An 18,759-nucleotide genomic window follows, 5' to 3' on the forward strand; every position below is an offset into this window, starting at 1 on the left:
TGGTAATTGGCAGTTTCTTCAGCGGAGATGATTACTTGATAGGTACCTGCATTGGTATACCCCTGCTGTTCAACATAGGTCAGTTCGGCTTCCGAATGGTTGAGGCTTGCCGTTACATACTTCACGCTGCCATCATAGGTGAAAGTCTGGGTGTCATCGGCTGTGATGACCGCTTCCGCCTTGTTGATGGTAAGGGTGGCTGTTAGTACCCGGTCGGCACAGCTTGCATGTGCTGAGGTTACTCTTGCAGTAATATTATAGCTACCAGCATTGGTATAAGTATTACTCACATTATAATCGACTGAGGCTCCAGCAGGCAATCCAACAACGGCGAGCGTATGCTCTTCTCCATTATACACTACTTCACTATCTGAAAATGTTACTCCTGCAATATCATTCTCATTAATGGTAATATTGAAGCTTTTTTCATCTGTACAACCATTTTCATTTTCCCCATAAACATATAAAGTTTGGGAACTTGTGATTAGATCTTCGGCATAAAGTACGCTTCCATTACCACCAGGCTGTGTAAAGTAATGTCCTTCTGTTAATACTGGAAGACTATAACTTCCACAGGCAACTACATCATCTGGAGCCTCTACTAAATATATTGGTGGTTCTACAATAGTTACTGAGATCGTAGTATTCTGATTTCTACTATCCGTAATTGTAGCTACATAGGTCCCTGCCGCAAGATTTTCTACTTCAGCAGTAGTAGACAGAGAGGGATCATTCCAACTGTAGCTGTACGGCCCCACACCTCCACTTATTTCAACAGCGGCCGAGCCATCACTTCCGCCATTACAACTTACGCTTCTATAAGCAGATATACGGGCACTAAAAACATCAGCAATTGGCCCTTTAAAGATACTTTCAACTGGAACACCTGCACCAGCTCCATTTTTTGGTGTTACTTCAAAACTGATAAATTTACCTATATCCTCCTGTGAAAGTGTATAAGTAATTGCATTGGCACTTTCTATTACCAACCTTCCTGTTCCGTTAGAATCATCTGCACGGTACCATTGGTAGGTTGTTTCGGTTTCAGGATCATTTTCGGGATCATTATAAACATAGGCGCCAGTCAATTCTTGCTTGGTCGTTAAAACACCTGAGAAACTAACATTTACTGCTGTTGGAAGTAAATTTTCTTTTTCTCTAATTAATGCGTAAAGGCCAGAATTTAACTCCGGTTCAAATACTGAAGTATTGGCATCTACGTTATATCGGGTATTTTTTTCACCGATTAATGCAATTAAATTTGCACTTCCCAAAATAGAGCCGCTGTAAAATTTAGCCTGTCCACCGGCACCAGTGCTTATAACAGGTGTTCCGTTAATTATTATATTCCCTCCAGCTGAATCCCCTGCATTTTTATCTTTACTGGCATAAATCCGTATGGCATCCACTGTGGCATTGGAGGTGGAAACACCTTCAGCAATCGTTACATCCCCATTCTGGGTGGCAATTAATATCGTTCCTTTGGCACTAATCTCCGCTAAGGTCAATTCGTTTTTACCTGTTATATGAAGATTAGAGGCTGATTTTACCGTTATACTACCCACAAAATCATTATTTCCATGAGGTAGCATAACATTATCTAAAGCTTCTAAATAAGTACTGCCACCAATGTCCAATCCCCCAACCGTGGCAGTAATTCTTCCGGTAGTAGTAGCTGAAAAATTTCCGTTTGTTTGGATATATGATCCAGAAGTAGAAATATTTAGACCATTTCTATTAGGACCGGATGGCTTTCCATCTATGGTTATATTACCATTTTCTGTTTTCAATGCACCTACAGCATCGGGATAAAAATAACTGTCCCCTAAAGCAATTGCATCCGAAGCACCTTTACCTATTCCTCTGATAGTGATATTACCCGAACCTGTCGTTTCTATAGTCCCCGCAATATTAACACCTCTAGCATGCCCAACGATACTAGCACTGCTCCCCCTACCATTGATAATAATGTTACCCCCTGCTACATTTATAGAACCATTCATGGCAACACCACGATATATGGCATTATTCTCGAGCGAAGGTACTGATGGATCACCCATAGCATAACCTATGTAAGGATCAGATCCGCCACCCATGGTTAGGTTGCCACCTGCGGTGTGGATTGATGAACCTTGCTGCATCCATATCGCTCCATAATTAGTATCATTGGCCTCATTGTCTCCTTTAGCCCGTGTCCAAAGTGTAAGGGCATTAGCACTTTCACTTCTAACATCTGCCTGAGTGCTAAATACGATATTATTACCAGTGATAAGGGATAAGGGATCTTGATAAATTAACGTACCGTCTATGTTTATTGCTCCTGTATTGGCATCACCTATTAATATTGTTGAGAAACCATCTGCAATGTTTGTTATAAAATAAGAAGCGGGTAATTGTAGTGTAGCCAACGCACTACCTAACCCTATATCCATCCCGTTTGTATAAGGGTGTATAGACAATTTTCCTGATGATTTAAGTTGACCATTGGGTGCGTTGCCCGAAACAGAAAATCTATCCCCGATGATTTCTATATCTGCATCCGAGAACGTTACATTGGTATTCTCTTTCTGCCCTACAGCTCCTTGCACTAGTACACTGGGGCTTGTCGCACCAGCTGCGGTTCCTTCTAGTATTATTTTGCCACTAGCAGCTAAAATCGCCCCGTCCTTGGCCACGGTAACTCCTGAATTCTTCACGGCACTACCCTTTATATGAACAGTACCACCCCCTGTATTTTCAACGGTGGAAAGATGTGAATAAAACCCCCATGAATTAGCTACAGTAGAAGGCCCCTTGGCATGTCCTTCTATAAAGATAGCATCTTTCGTATTATTTGAAGAGGTAATCAAATCAGGGGCTCCTACAGTTTGACTCAATTCTACTCCATTTGAATTGGATGTTGGATATTGGTTATCTGCAAAACCATACATATAAATAGTACCAACCCCTGCATCTATCAGGTTTCCATCGTGCAAACGAATACCATTAGCATTTGTTGAATTACCTGTCGAAATGGGAGTCGGCATCCCTACATTATTACCTGACAATCCTTTTCCGTAAAACGCGATGTTTCCGCCAGCTGTTTGAATATTGGTTTTAACCAACGTAATTCCATTTGAATTGGTAGTATTCCCAGTGGAGGTCCCATTTCCTACAGTTAGTCCATTCCATAAACCACTACTGCTACCTCCCCCAATCCAAAGATGGCCACCGTTCGTTAAAATTTCAGCCTGGTTTTTAATATATGCAATGCCTCCATCTAAGGCATCAGCATCTGACCATATTATAGTATTGAGAGAAAAACCACTAGCTGCAATTGAACTATAAGCCTCTAGATTAATGTCCCTATTTGCTTTTAGCGTCAATGTTCTATCTGCCGATAAAACAGGAGTTACATTCGCATCAATAAACACATCTACCTCAGCTTCGATAGTAAGATTTCCTGAAGCGAGCGCATTGTTCACTACATCAACATTTACTTTGGCACCATCCACCAGGGGAATTAACTTACCTTCACTTAACAACCAATCAGAAGAAGGGTCGCTTGGAGCATCGGTAATGGTTATCGCTCCTTTTGCCGTTGGAGCAGTCAAAACAATCGGGACAGGACTTTCGGCTTTATCAATTTGATGCCCTCCACCAGTAGCAGTCGTGATCCATTGCCATGGATATGAGGAAACTGTAGAATTATTTATAACATCACCAATTGTAACACTTACCTCAGATCCTGCTGGAACCAATGGATCTATCAGCCTAATAAAAACCCTATTTCTAGGAGACCCGGACCCTGTCCAAACCTCTGAAACTAATCGTTTAATCCCATCAATAGTTACAGAAACATCCTCTACTGAAACATTTTCAGTATTCCAACCACTACTAACAGATTGTAAGGCATATAAAATTGCATCATTAGCCCCACTCATCGTAGTTACTGTAGTATAAGAGAAAGTATAAGTAACCCCAGTCGCACCAGCGGTCAAATTATCCGCAGACCACGAAAAATTTTCCAATTGTGATGATAAAGCCATATTGGATCCAGATGATGAAAGGTAGTCCAGCTTAAAAACACTGTTTGCAAAAACATTCAGAGAGTGCAGTAACAAGAAAATAAAAAATAAAACTGAAACTTTGGAAATAGTAGTTTTTTTCATAAGCATAAATAGATTCGGGAAAATGGATTTAATAATAAAGTTTGATTGATATATTAATAGTATACAGGAGCCACCACTTTCTAGGTGTAAAATCCTTATTGGTAGCGATCACCGAAGAAATAAATATTAGCAAAAGGTGCACACCTCATGGTAGTAGGTTAATAGTCTGATGTTGTTTTTTATTCCGCTCGACATTACAATTGAATTTTTAAGAATGCCCCCAAAAACTGCAAACACGGTTTAGAACATTTTGAGGGCAAAAAAAATCCAAATAAAACGTTAACGCTTAGTAAGTACACAAATTAGGGTGTTCAAATTGAATTTGAACACACATTCGTTTCGACTATTGCTCCGCTATCGACCGGAAAAATCTATTAATCAGTTATTTTGAAAATTTTATTTTGAAATCGATAAAATTGGTTTGTCGCCGCCATTTTTCCCCTAGCTAGCCCTGGAATTATGGACCGGCACCCCTCAAAAATTTCTATTATCAGTAGGGAGTCCATGACCGGCGCTTATTATTGATCGAAGACCGGAACATTATAAATCAAGGAAGTGACGGCCTTACCCAGTTTGGCCAAAACCAACCATTATTTTCTTGCAGCTTCTTCTTTTTTAGACATCATACTCCTAACTTTGGCTTTAAAACATTTAAAAATCCCCTGTATATAGGAATTGTCTAAATATTGATAAGATAGCACCAATACCCACCCTTCAAAACCACTCACCATATTGGTGTTATGGATTTTATACGAGATTAGCCTAATACACCGGTCAAAATGATTGTAAAGAATTGAATAGAACAAATTGTATAGGTATATTAAGCCTAAACAAGCATTGAACACGCTGCAATGATAATCTAGCATACAATACAAATCACCTAAATTCATTGCAGAATATATAATTTTATAAATGGCTACAACTATGAAGACAGTATTACACAAAGCAGAAACAAGAGGAGATGCAAACCACGGATGGCTACACTCTAGACACACGTTCAGCTTCGCTAATTACCACGATCCAGAGCGCATGAATTTTGGCGTTTTGAGGGTGCTGAATGATGATATCGTATCAGGAAACAGAGGTTTTGGAACCCACCCTCATAGGGATATGGAGATTATCTCTATTCCCTTGGAAGGCGATCTTAAGCACCAGGATAATATGGGAAATACGACTGTTATCCAGGCTGGAGATATTCAGGTGATGAGTGCTGGTACTGGGGTAATGCATTCCGAATACAACAACAATCCGGATAAACCTGTGAAATTCTTGCAGATTTGGGTATTCCCCAACAAACAGAATGTTGAACCGCGCTACGACCAGATAACACTGGATACGGCAGACCGAAAAAATAAACTGCAACAGGTTTTATCGCCCAATGCCGATGATGCAGGCGTCTGGATACATCAAAATGCTTGGTTCAATATGACCAACCTGGACAAAGGCAAGGAAGTAACCTACAGCCTTAACGACGCTAAAAACAACGGGGTATACGCCTTTGTCCTAAATGGGGACGCCACCATCAACGGTCAAGAACTCAACATAAGAGATGGTTTAGGCATCTGGGAGATAGAAACGCTGGATATTAAAGCCGATAGCGATACGGAAATTCTACTTATGGAGGTTCCCATGAATTTGGACGTATAACAGGATAGAAAACACCCCCAGTGGAAACTCCTTCTACCTGGAGGCTTTAATGGAAGGCTACCTCCCTGGGGGATTCACTGTGTTTAACATGGACACCACCCCAACAATAAATCATTAACACGACACCTTCTGAAATCGGCATCGACTTAAGACAAACAACCACAACAACGCTCGCAGGGCGATGTACTGGTCTATGAGCATTTAGCTAGGCAGTGAGAATCCCTTTATCATATTATCATAGCAGGCCAGCGTTTCATCGGTACAGACCTTTCATACGTAGGTTGAAAAGTTAAAGGCACTACTCGAAGGTTTGGATATAGCGGCTTTAAAGGAGATTCCCAAATAGGCCCAAAAAATAGTGTGAGGCCTCCACAGCCTGTTTTTAGCCCGGTAGGGAGACCTTACCCTGTTTTAATACTATAATACCATAGAACAATAAATAAGTCGGAAATAGGTTTCCATCGATATTAAAATCATCGCTTGAGCTTGGGTTGTGTTTATACAAATCCCATAAAATGCCCCTACCACCGCTCAAGAAACACTAAATACCTGCGGTATATTTCCAATTACAAGCTACTAAATCACCATTAAAATTCCATGTCTATTGGATGAAAACCGCCTAATGGAAAAACAACGCTACCTTGGAATATTAGGGGCATAAATCAAAATATTTAAAATTCATAATAACAGTTCTATTGAGTACATTTGAACCTTCTATTTTAAAATGATCTTTTATACAATGAAAAACTACTTCCTATTAGCCCTGTTTTTATTCAATGGACTAGTCTCCTATGCTCAGGAAAAAGAAGATTCCAAGAAGGAAAGTTGGGATGTTACCATCCCTGCCCTCCCTTTTAAAACGGTCAATATCAGCTCGGACGAAGGTTCCTGGATGAGCCTGGATGTGAGTCCGGATGGCAACCAAATTGTCTTCGACATGTTGGGAGATATATACACCTTACCAATTACCGGAGGAGAGGCAACCCTTATCCGAGGTGGGCACGCCTATGAAGTGCAGCCTAGATTTAGCCCCGACGGCACTAAAATTAGCTTTACCAGTGATGCAGGTGGTGGGGACAATATTTGGATAATGAATACCGATGGTTCCCATGCAAAACAGGTAACCAAGGAGGATTTTAGACTCCTAAACAACGCCGTATGGTCTGCAGATGGCAACTATTTATTCGCCCGAAAGCACTTTACCGCAACGCGTTCTCTAGGAGCCGGTGAAATTTGGATGTACCACACATCGGGCGGAAAGGGGATTCAGCTTACCAAAAGAAAGAACGATCAACAAGACTTAGGAGAACCTTTTACTTCACCAGACGGTAAGTTCGTTTATTACAGTGAAGATGTATCTCCCGGAGGATCTTTTCAATACAATAGGGACCCCAATGGTCAGATATACGCCATCAACCGTTATAATTTGGAAAATGGGGAAATAGAAAGAGTTACTGGAGGCCCAGGGGGTGCCATCCGTCCAGTTATTTCCCGCAACGGAGACATCATGGCGTTCGTTAAAAGAGTTAGGGAAAAGACCGTACTCTATTTACACGACCTAAAGTCTGGGAAAGAATGGCCTATCTACGATCAACTTAGTAAAGACCATCAGGAAACCTGGGCTATTTTTGGACCCTACACCGGTTTCAACTTCACTCCAGATGATAGCGCCATCGTTATATGGGCTCAGGGAAAAATTAAAAAAATTGACATCAACAGCCTAGAGGTTACCGAGATTCCTTTTAAGGCTACTGCAGAACATAAAATTGTAGATGCATTGCGGTTCCAGAACAATCCGTCCCCAGAGACCTTCAACCCAAAAACTATTCGCAATGCAATTACCTCTCCAGACGGGAAGACTTTAATCTTTAACGCTGCGGGTTATCTATGGAAGAAAACACTACCAAATGGCACTCCCCAACGTCTTACTACGGGAACCGACTTGGAGTATGAGCCTTCCTTTTCCAAGGACGGTAAGCACCTAGTATATGTTACTTGGAATGATGAAACTATGGGAACCATTAAAAGGTTGGATATAACCTCATCCAAAAGCAAACCTATTTCGTTGACCAAAGAGAAAGCGATTTATAGGGAACCCGCTTTCTCTCCTACAGACATCAACAAAATAGTTTATAGAGAAGAATCAGGGAATGGACATCAGGGGTATGTTAACACCAAGGAAGCGGGAATTTACCTGTTAGAGGTAACGTTTAGCCGTAAACAGGGATATACGTCTACCAAGAAATTGGTTACCAAAGAGGGCCAATTCCCATCATTTAATAAAGACGGAAGTAGAATTTACTACCAAACCGGTGGCTATTTATTTGGTTCTCTAACCAAAACCCTCAAATCTGTAAACCTAAACGGTAAAGAAGCCCGGGAATTGGTGAAATCTAAATATGCACAACGGATTATTCCTAGCCCGGACGATAACTGGGTAGCCTTTAGTAACCTTTACAAGGTATACATTGCCGCATTGCCTATGACCGGAAAAGCGCTAGAAATAGATGGTAAAGCTTCCAACGTTCCAGTAGCCCAAGTAGCCCGTGATGCTGGCATTAACTTACACTGGTCTGCCAATAGTGACCAGCTTAGGTGGACATTGGGTGATGCGTATTTCAGCACCAACCTCAACGAAAAGTTCACCTTTTTGGATGGGGCTCCGGAATCCACCACAGAAATGGATACTGTGGGGATTAAAATCAACCTAACACTCCCTACCGATAAACCCCAAGGGGCTATTGCTTTTACCGGAGCTAGAATCATTACTATGGATAATGAGGAGGTGATAGAAAACGGAACTATCCTAATTAAGGAGAACAAAATTGTAGCGGTAGGCCCTCAGAATTCCGTACAAATACCTGCCGATGCAAAAATCATGGATGTGAGTGGCAAGACCATTATGCCAGGATTAATAGATGTGCACGCGCATTTAGGACATTTTAGGTTTGGACTAAGCCCTCAAAAACAATGGCAATACTATGCTAATCTTGCCTTTGGAGTTACAACTACCCACGACCCCTCTGCAAATACCGAAATGGTATTCTCTCAGTCGGAGATGGTAAAGGCCGGAACCATGGTTGGTCCCAGGATCTTTTCCACCGGGGCCATTTTGTATGGTGCGGACGGCGATTTTAAAGCACCTGTCAACAGTTTCGACGATGCACGGTCTGCCATTCACAGAACAAAAGCCTTTGGCGCTTTTTCCGTGAAGAGCTATAACCAACCTAGAAGGGATCAAAGACAACAAATAATCAAAGCCTCTAAGCAACAGGAAATTAAAGTATTCCCAGAGGGAGGCTCTACCTTCTTCCACAATATGTCCATGATTTTAGACGGCCATACAGGGATAGAGCACAACATCCCAGTAGCTGATGTACACAAGGATGTGATACAGTTATGGGGGGCAAGCCAGACGGGCTACACCCCTACCCTTATCGTTAATTATGGCGGTTTAAATGGGGAGTACTACTGGTATCAGACTACGAATGTGTGGGAAGATGAAAAGCTGTTAAAATACACTCCAAGGGGAATTATAGACGCTCGCTCTAGGCACCGTACCATGGCGCCATTAAAGGAATATGATAATGGACACATCTTGGTATCCCAAAGTGTAAAGAAATTGGCCGATGCAGGCGTTAAAGTTAATTTGGGTGCACATGGCCAAATACAAGGTATTGGCGCACATTGGGAACTTTGGATGCTAGCACAGGGCGGAATGTCTAACATGGAAGCGCTAAAAGCCGCTACTATCAATGGGGCACATTACCTAGGAATGGATAGTTATTTAGGCTCCTTAAAAACCGGGATGTTAGCAGATTTAATTGTCTTGGAGGAGAATCCTTTGGAAGACATTAAAAATTCTAACTCCGTTATCTACACCATGATCAACGGTAGGTTATACGATACAGCAACCATGAATGAGGTGGGGAATGAGGGAAAAAATAGAGGTGCCTTCTATTGGGAAATGAACGACTATGCCCCTGCTTTTGACTGGCATGAAATAACCACCACTGGTTGTTCCTGTGAAGCGGATACCTTAAACTAGAGACAACCACACATCTTTTACGATGGTAAACCTCTAAATATCCCAAAATAGTATAAGTGGAACATCGTTATAAGGATTCAAAGAGAATTTCAAATCAGTCTCTTTGAATCCTTTTCTTTTCCGCATATTTCCTCTGCAGACCTACCCCCTAGCTCACCAAGGCTAAAAAGCCTCTGCTTTTTTGTTATATTTACTAAGACCAATTTTCACGTGGGATTTTAAGCAGTACCATATCCCGTGATATTAATACCAATAAAGAATGGCCATCCTCTGACTATCTAGTTTAAACCAACCAAATAAATCTTCAATACCATGAGAAACGCAATGTTACTTTTCCTTCTGTTAATTGGACTCAGCAGTTGTAGAAACAATAAAGCCACTAAAGGGGCGCCACCAGAACTGGATTCCCAAGAACTTAGCAGCAGGAATGAAGAAGGAATAAGAATGATCCCCATTAAAACTTCCGTAGGAGAATTTAAAGTCTGGACCAAGAAAATGGGCGACAATCCCACTAAGAAAGTTTTGTTATTACATGGGGGACCTGGTGCCACCCATGAGTATTTTAAAATTTTTGACGAATACTTTCCAGAAGCAAACATTGAATATTACTACTACGACCAATTGGAGTCGGCCCACTCAGATCAGCCCAATAATAAGGCACTTTGGACCGTGGACAGGTATGTGGACGAAGTGGAGCAGGTACGGCAAGCCTTAGGGTTAAACAAGGACAATTTCTACCTTTTGGGTAGTTCCTGGGGAGGCCTCCTTGCAATGGAATACGCCCTAAAACATCAGGAAAACCTAAAGGGACTCATTGTTTCAAATATGATGGCTTCCATTCCTGCCTATATTACCTATGCCAATAAAGTACTTGCCCCTCAATTAGACCCAAGTATCTTGCAGGAAATAAGGGCCTTGGAGGCTGCGGAAGATTATGCCAATCCTCGATATACAGAACTGATACATACCCATTATTATCCAAAACATGTGCTACGCCTACCTTTAGATGAATGGCCAGAGGATGTTAATAAATCCATGTCTAACATCAACCAGGATCTTTACGTCACCATGCAGGGACCTAGCGAATTTGGAGTTGTGGGCGATGCTAAGTTAAAGGATTGGGACATTACCTCGGAACTTTCCAAAATAACCGTCCCCACCCTTACAATTGGTGGTGAATACGACACTATGGATCCAACCCACATGGCTTGGATAGCTACGGAGGTTCAAAACGGACAATACCTCCATTGCCCCAATGGAAGTCATTTTGCGATGCACGACGATGCCGAAAATTATTTCAGGGGGGTCCTTGATTTTATTAAAAGGGTAGATCGGGGAAATAAAAAGGAATAGATTAGGGGCAATTTTGGGATTGATATGTAACCTTTGTAACAGAACAACTATCTAAAAAGGACCATATTTGCAGTCCTAAATAAAAGTAATATTAGTTATGGAATGGATTTTAGAACCTTGGCCGTGGTATGTAGGCGGCCCTTTGATTGCTGCTACCATGTTTACATTGTTATATGTAGGTAGAAACTTTGGTATGTCTGCTAACCTAAGAACTTTGTGTACGATTGGTGGGGCCGGGAAAACCAGCAACTTTTTTCGTTTCGACTGGAGAACTCAAAAATGGAACCTCTTGGTTATGATCGGAGCGGTTATTGGCGGATTTATAGGATCCCATTACCTATCTAACAATCAAGTACCGGACCTCAACCCAAAAACGATTGAACAACTACACAATTCAGGTTTTGAAAGTGCAGGTAGTGCCTACGTTCCTACTGAATTATTTGGTGAAGAAGCATTCTCTTCTCCAACTACCTTAGTGCTATTGCTATTGGGCGGATTACTGGTTGGTTTTGGAGCCCGGTATGCTGGAGGCTGTACTTCCGGTCATTCTATATCGGGCATTAGTAACTTACAATTACCGTCCCTTATTGCCACCGTTGGTTTCTTTATAGGCGGATTGATTATGGTACATCTTATATTCCCCATTTTATTCTAAGGGTAGTTAAACAAGACATCAATCACCCTAGTGATCATTAAAATATGATACTATTCTAAAAAAAGCATAAGAACAATGAAAAATATAATTTATCCCATCATCGGCATATTCTTCGGAATCGTCCTTTTTAAGTCCGAAGCGGCATCTTGGTTCCGGATCTATGAAATGTTCAACTTTCAGTCGTTTCACATGTATGGTATAATGGGATCTGCCCTAGTATTGGGTATCATTATTGTACAATACATCAAGAGAAAAAATATAAAAGACGTAAATGGAAATCCTATCATTATAGCGGATAAGGATAAAAGTATCTCCCGGTATTTAATTGGAGGCATCTTATTTGGTTTAGGCTGGGCATTGGCAGGCGCTTGCCCAGGTCCCATGTATGTTTTAGCCGGAGCAGGTTACTTGCCCATCTTTATTGTTATACTAGGAGCTCTTTTAGGCACCTGGTTCTATGGCATGTTAAAGCATAAACTACCCCATTAATGGGTATTGCCGTCGCTGTTAATATGATTTAACTCAATTGAAATTGAGGATGAAAATCCGCTAAGAAGCAACACATTCAGCTCCTTCCCCTACCTACGGGAAGGAGCTTTTTTGACTCCTAAAATTCCGGAGGAGTTATTATCCCATCGCGCTATCAAATGGCCAAATCGTTTCCGACTACCATAGGCCCTGTAACTTAGGTTACATATTACCATGGGATCTCGTCGTATTTTTACTAAACAATTTAGAGGTTCCGTGCTTACTACGGCAACACACCTCCTTAGGTAGTTCGCCATAGCCCAATATAAGGTTCCCCTGGGTTTAAGTAGGCAGCAATGAGTATTAAAATTTTGATCAATCGATAAAAAATAACGAGATATGTTTTTTAAACACGTATATGATAAAAGTTTAGCGCAAGCCAGTTATGTGGTTGGATGTCAAGCAAAAGGAGTAGCCATCGTTATAGATCCGCAACGGGATGTAGATGTATACCTTCGTATAGCTGAAGAGAATAACTTAAAGATAACACATATTGCCGAAACCCATATTCATGCAGATTTCCTTAGTGGATCTAGGGAACTGGCAGCAGTGACAGGAGCCTCCTTATACCTATCCGATGAAGGTGGAGAGGATTGGCAATACGAGTTCCCCCATATAGGATTGAAGCATGGAGAGATCATTAAGCTGGGGAATTTAAGCCTAGAGGTATTGCATACCCCTGGACATACCCCAGAAAGCATCAGTTTTTTACTAACCGACCACCCAGCAACAGATGAACCGGTAATGGTTTTCACGGGCGATTTTGTTTTTGTGGGAGATATTGGCCGTCCAGATTTATTGGATAAGGCTGCTGGACTAAAAGGGACACAAGAACAGGGAGCCAAACAAATGTACGAATCTATCCAGCGATTTGCAGAACTGCCTGCCCACATTCAAGTTTGGCCAGGTCACGGAGCGGGATCAGCTTGCGGGAAAGCCTTAGGGGCCGTTCCAAGCTCTACCGTAGGATATGAAAAAATTCGCAATTGGGCCTTCCAATATGAGCGTGATGAAAAAGGTTTTACCGACTACCTCTTGGAAGGCCAACCAGAGCCTCCCAAGTATTTTGGCATGATGAAGCATCTGAACAAAGTTAATCGCCCTCTATTGGTAGAAGTCCCAAAACATCCTAAACTGAATAAAGAGGAGTTTTTAACTGCCTATAATCATGGATTAACCGTGATAGATACGCGGAATAAAACAGATTTTTCCACTGGATTTATTCCAGGCAGTATCAATATACAAGGGAACAACTCGTTTTCTACCTGGGCCGGTTGGGTATTAAACTACCAAGAACAGTTTATACTTGTTGCAGAGGACAATCAGATGGAAGACCTCACCAGAAAACTAATGCGTATCGGGTTAGATAATATCTACGGCTTTATTTCTGATGTAGATGATTTAGGATTGGAATTACAAACCGCCGATGTAATAGGCATCGAGGCCTTTAAATCTTACGTGGAAGAAGCGCAGGCACAGATTGTAGATGTGCGTGGAGTAAGCGAATACGAAACAGAGCATGTAAAAGGGGCCGATAATGTTTTTGTAGGGACTCTGCAAGACAACCTAGATAAAATAAATAAGGACAAACAAGTAGTAATTCACTGCCAAAGTGGAGATAGAGCTACCGTTGCCTACTCCTTACTGCGAAAAAATGGCTTCGACAAGGTGAAAAACTATTCGGGCGGAATGATGGAATGGAAGGAAGAAGGGAACAATGTAGTTTAATAAAAACCTGTGAAAACGGAGTTATTAGAAATGATATGCAATATACGTAATAATTGGAGTCTGTTTCGCCTCCTTAGATTGGCAATTGGCCTCTACCTCTTGGTAGACGGACTAAAGACAGGAATGTGACTATTAATTGCAATAGGAGTTGCGTTTACTGTAATGCCCCTACTGAACATTGGCTGCAGTGCCATCGGAAACTGTGCCATTTCACCAACGAAGGAAAGTAGTTCCAATGCGGAAGAGGTTACCTATGAAGAAGTAAAAACAAAATGATGTAGATTGGATCAGTGACCTTATGGTCCTATAAATAAAATAGAGAAATGGCCTTCCTAACAAAGATACTGCTTACGACAAGCTATTAGGAAGGCCTTTTTGTATTATTTATGGATAATCCCGATTAGATGGTGCTCATTTCCGCTAGTTATTCTTTAGTGAGCATAAAAACGCCTCCAGCTTGTTTCAGGGTCATTTGATTGGTTGCAGGTTCAAATTCCATAACGATCCCTGCTTGATCGAATTTAAAGGTATCCTTATCGGTTGCGTCTAAGGGGAATGACGGCTGACCCGTAGCTTGTGCCACTAAAGTACCTTCCGATTTTGTTATCGTTACCTTCAAGGGGAAACCATCACTAGAGTACACCCCTAGATACTGGTCTAGATCTTCGGAGCTTAGTTCGTAGGTACTAAATGTGGGAACCTCAAAATTTTGATTAAAAAGAGCGCTTAATAAGGCTATAGCTATATCATTATTGTTAAAATTAGAACCATTGGAGGTTAAAGCAAAAGCACTTTTCTCTTCTGGAAAATACCCAAACATAGAACTAAACCCATCTATTCCCCCAGTATGACCAAAACTATATCGCTCATAAAAAGGCATTTTAAAAAGACCCAATCCATAGTTGTCTTTTAAGGTCTGCATTTTGGCCACATTTTTCTCAGAAATAATTTTGAAGGTAAATAGCGCTTCTGCAAAGACTAGGATATCGGTTGGGGTAGATACGATACCTCCCGCTCCCAAAGGAATGGACATATCTGTTTCCGTTTCCTTATTCCATTCCCCACTATAGGAGTTGGTTTCGTTATTACTGATATCGATCTTACCCCCGAGATAGGTGTTTTTTAGTCCCAAAGGGGCTGTTATTTTTTCGGATAAAATAGCTGCGAACGATTTATTGTACAGTTTTTCCAGAATAAAAGAGAGGAGTACATAATTTGAATTACTATACTCGGATCTGGTATTTGGCTCAAATACACTTTCATATTCTGAAATAATCGATAGCAATTCCGCTTCGCTTTTAGGCACGGTACGATAGCTTAAATAGGCTGGGTCATTGGTGAAATTATAGATTCCGCTTCTGTGGTTCAGCAGATCGGCAATCGTAATGACATTACTATTTTTTATTGTTGGAAAATAGGTTGCCAACCTTTGATCCAATGTTATCCTATCTTCTTCAATCGCTTTAAAAACAAGGGCAGCCGTAAACGTTTTTGAAATAGACCCAATTCTATACTTTGTATTATCATCTGGCTTTTTCATTGTTTCAATATCGGAGAAACCAATTTGTTTGGTGTAAATGATCTGCCCATCTTTCATAAGGGCTACGCTCCCCATAAACTTATTGTTAATCGCTAAGGCGCTGTAGTAATCATCCAACTTATCACGATCAATAGTTTGGGATATACTAGTCTCTATTGAAAACACTACTAGTAACAATAAAACGATTTTCTGATTCATAAAAAAGGGTTCTGAAATTAATAAGGTTCCATACGCCTATGGAAAACACTCTAGGTCTCTTAAAAGTATAAAAATAATCCCATATCCATCCTTCCCACGACACCACTATTGGAATCGCCCTCTAACTTTAAGGAGCACCCCTGTCTTTTAACAAAGCTTTAGCGTGCAAAACGCAGCCTTACACGCCCAAAAATAAGGCCCTTCCAATTGTTTGTGTATTTTTGCAGGTGACTTAAATGAAAGGGACAGGTTTGCATATTAAAAATCTACAACGGGTTATTTTCCTATTGGCCGTTTATGTGGCCTTAACCCCCTGTTCTATAAAAGAAACCATTTTTGGTTACTTGGATGTTGCTTTTGAGCGACCCCTTAACAAGACCAGAACAGTACAAGCTAGCAATACGGTTTGCGAGCTGAGTATCCTAAGTGCGCCTACCCTTTTGGAAAGCAATACCCCAGCAGCGGATATTCTAATTCCAAAAACCGCAATCACTTCCCCTATTATTTTAGCAGGCTGTAAAAAAGTAGCCCTAAAACAATATGCTAAAAGAACTACGGGCAACAGCCCACCCCTCTACATATTATATAAACGATTGAGATCTGACATAGCCTAAACACTTCTTTCGCTATTCAAATTTTTAATACAATCGTTTAAATAATATCTTTTTCATGAATCAGAATAAAAATGATCAGTCACAAAGTATGGCTGGTCTCTTTACATTGGCTATTCGCTTAGTTGTGGGCTGGACTTACTTTTCCGCGTTTTGGCGCAGATTGGTAATAGATAACAAACTAAACCCCGAAGAAGCAGGTTATATAGGGGAGAAATTCAACCACTTTTTGCCTAATGCACTAGGCATTGGCCCCCTAATAGAATACTTGGTGACAAATCCAGATACCCTTTGGTGGGCCATGGTGACCTTTACCATTATTGAAGGAATTGTAGGCTTATTTATTATGCTGGGCCTTTTTACTAGGTTAATGAGTATTGGCGTCTTTAAACTGGCAATGGGAATCTTATTAGGTGCTGGTTGGATTGGCACCACCTGTTTGGACGAATGGCAGATTGGAGTGCTCGGTATTGCCACCGGATTTACCCTATTCCTTAGTGGGAGTGGAGCTTACTCTCTAGACCAGTATTTTATAAACAGGAAAGCAAGGTTTACCCGACCTAAATGGTTTGCCTGGTTGGGATCTGGCAACTTTCCCATTACTAATATTAAGCCTATTGTATTAACCGGGGCATTGGCCATATTTGCTTTGACCCTATTTACCAATCAATACTTCCACGGGGGCATTTTTGGGACGCTTCACAACAAATCGGTGAGGCCAAAGTTGGAAATCAGTAATTCCCACCTTTCTAAGGATTCCTTGCAATTTGAGGTATTCCGGGTAGAAGGAGCCGATGTGTACGGATCGTTCCTGATTGGCATACAACTGCTAGACCAAAATGGCAATATTCTCTTGCATAAGAACGGGTCCGATTTAGCCCTTTTCCCTACAGAGAATATCCGAAATCACTATGTGGCCAAGATAAAACCAGGTAAGCACAGCCTTGTCATCCCTCTGGGCGCAAAGGCCGACCTCTCTATGGACTTAGGAGACCCCCCCCTAAATAAAGGGGAATCCTACACCTTAAGGCTAATAGATATTAGTGGCCTGGAATGGGATCTTGAAATGGTTTATTAACGATAAACTGATTAAATGTAGCTACAAAATGGCTTCCGGGATTTCCCAGAAGCCATTTTTGTTTTTAAAGAATAAGCCCCCTAGACAGCTAGTCGCACCTTTTATAGAATCAATATAAAATGCAATGAGGACAAGATAAATGGTTGCCTTCTATTATTTTGTCCGTGCTATTTCAAAAAATATGCTAGCCCGATGATATTTATACCCTTCATATGACAGAAGACCGCAGCAAATTTAAACTAAAAGACATCCCATCCCTTATAGTAGATACGTACAAGGCATGGATGGCCAATGACCCGTGGCGCTTAAGTGCAGTGGTAGCCTATTATGCCGTATTATCCCTCCCCGCACTCTTGGTAATCATTATCAATATTGTTGGATCTATTTGGGGGGTGGATATTGTTCAAGGTCGGCTAACAGATGAGTTTTCTTCTGCCCTGGGTAGGGAGGCGGCAACCGCTATTGAAGGTATCATTTCCGAAACTCAGCACGAGAAGAAAAATCTTATTTCCACCATCATAGGGATAGGAACCTTGCTTTTTGGTGCCACAGGAGTTTTCTATCAATTAAAAATATCCCTCAACCAGATTTGGCAAGTACGTCCAGACCCCAATGCCAGAGTATGGAAACTAATTACCGACCGTGCCCGAAGCTTTGCCTTTATTTTAGTTATTGGCTTTCTATTGTTGACCAGCTTTATTCTTACTGCGGCCATTAGTGCCCTTAACAGCTATATAAAAAAACTATTCCCAGATCTGGTCCTATATATAGCCTATCTGATGGACATCCTCATCTCTGTAGGTATCATTTCCGTATTGTTTGCGCTGATGTTTAAATACCTACCGGACGTAAAAATTAAATGGAAAACGGTTTGGAAGGGTGCCATTCTTACCTCCGTTCTTTTCGTGGTGGGCAAAACCTTATTAGGCCTCTATTTTGCCGAAGCAGCACCAGGATCTACCTATGGTGCGGCCGGTACCGTAGTGCTTATACTCTTATGGGTATCCTATTCTTGCCTCATCCTCTTCTTTGGGGCGCAGTTCACCTATATATACGCCAGACGTTACGGGCAAGGCATCACTCCCAGCAGTGTCGCAAAAAAAATAAAGTCCACCTCTTAAATGGCGAACCTGGCTAGCAGCATGATAGCTGCCCCTTAAAGACGGGATTATATAGAGCCTTATTTTTTTATTGGTACTGACACCCTACTAAAGACAGGAAA

General features: G+C 41.3%; 11 protein-coding genes. 9 read left to right on the forward strand and 2 right to left on the reverse strand.

What is annotated here, in order from left to right; all coding sequences use genetic code 11:
* On the reverse strand, window positions 1–4,151 hold a 4,151-nt coding region (locus tag BV214_RS06430), incomplete at its 3' end, for a SprB repeat-containing protein (RefSeq protein ID WP_176328467.1).
* Window positions 4,152–5,075: 924 nt separating this feature from the next.
* On the opposite strand from BV214_RS06430, the gene BV214_RS06435 reads away from it, so the two are divergent.
* From BV214_RS06435 to BV214_RS06460, 6 genes are all read left to right on the forward strand, one after another.
* Window positions 5,076–5,798: a pirin family protein gene (locus BV214_RS06435; protein WP_086476678.1), complete on the forward strand. Its 723-nt coding sequence runs from the start codon at window positions 5,076–5,078 to the stop codon at window positions 5,796–5,798.
* Between the two features lie 739 nt (window positions 5,799–6,537).
* Window positions 6,538–9,846: an amidohydrolase family protein gene (locus tag BV214_RS06440; RefSeq protein ID WP_086476679.1), complete on the forward strand. Its 3,309-nt coding sequence runs from the start codon at window positions 6,538–6,540 to the stop codon at window positions 9,844–9,846.
* Window positions 9,847–10,158: 312 nt separating this feature from the next.
* On the forward strand, window positions 10,159–11,199 hold the full coding sequence (locus BV214_RS06445; protein ID WP_086476680.1) for a proline iminopeptidase-family hydrolase: 1,041 nt from the start codon (window positions 10,159–10,161) through the stop codon (window positions 11,197–11,199).
* A gap of 97 nt (window positions 11,200–11,296) precedes the next feature.
* On the forward strand, window positions 11,297–11,854 hold the full coding sequence (locus BV214_RS06450; RefSeq protein WP_086476681.1) for a YeeE/YedE family protein: 558 nt from the start codon (window positions 11,297–11,299) through the stop codon (window positions 11,852–11,854).
* A gap of 75 nt (window positions 11,855–11,929) precedes the next feature.
* Complete coding sequence (locus BV214_RS06455) at window positions 11,930–12,343, forward strand: DUF6691 family protein (RefSeq protein ID WP_086476682.1); 414 nt, start codon at window positions 11,930–11,932, stop codon at window positions 12,341–12,343.
* Between the two features lie 378 nt (window positions 12,344–12,721).
* On the forward strand, window positions 12,722–14,110 hold the full coding sequence (locus tag BV214_RS06460) for an MBL fold metallo-hydrolase (protein ID WP_086476683.1): 1,389 nt from the start codon (window positions 12,722–12,724) through the stop codon (window positions 14,108–14,110).
* A 424-nt stretch (window positions 14,111–14,534) separates the two neighbouring features.
* On the opposite strand, the gene BV214_RS06465 is transcribed toward BV214_RS06460, so the two are convergent.
* The gene (locus tag BV214_RS06465) at window positions 14,535–15,848 is read right to left on the reverse strand and encodes a serine hydrolase domain-containing protein (protein ID WP_086476684.1); all 1,314 of its coding nucleotides are present in this window, start codon (window positions 15,846–15,848) and stop codon (window positions 14,535–14,537) included.
* Between the two features lie 236 nt (window positions 15,849–16,084).
* On the opposite strand from BV214_RS06465, the gene BV214_RS06470 reads away from it, so the two are divergent.
* The 3 genes from BV214_RS06470 to BV214_RS06480 all read left to right on the forward strand — a co-directional run bounded on the left by BV214_RS06470 (window position 16,085) and on the right by BV214_RS06480 (window position 18,658).
* The gene (locus tag BV214_RS06470; RefSeq protein ID WP_086476685.1) at window positions 16,085–16,462 is read left to right on the forward strand and encodes a hypothetical protein; all 378 of its coding nucleotides are present in this window, start codon (window positions 16,085–16,087) and stop codon (window positions 16,460–16,462) included.
* A 55-nt stretch (window positions 16,463–16,517) separates the two neighbouring features.
* Window positions 16,518–17,537 carry a TQO small subunit DoxD gene (locus BV214_RS06475; protein WP_086476686.1) on the forward strand — a complete coding sequence of 340 codons (1,020 nt, stop codon included), beginning with the start codon at window positions 16,518–16,520 and terminating at the stop codon, window positions 17,535–17,537.
* 212 nt (window positions 17,538–17,749) lie between these two features.
* Window positions 17,750–18,658, forward strand: coding sequence for a YihY/virulence factor BrkB family protein (locus tag BV214_RS06480; protein WP_086476687.1), 909 nt, complete (start codon window positions 17,750–17,752; stop codon window positions 18,656–18,658).
* Window positions 18,659–18,759: the final 101 nt, after the last annotated feature.

It is taken from the genome of Arenibacter amylolyticus, assembly GCF_002150785.1.
Taxonomy (GTDB): Bacteria; Bacteroidota; Bacteroidia; order Flavobacteriales; family Flavobacteriaceae; genus Arenibacter; species Arenibacter amylolyticus.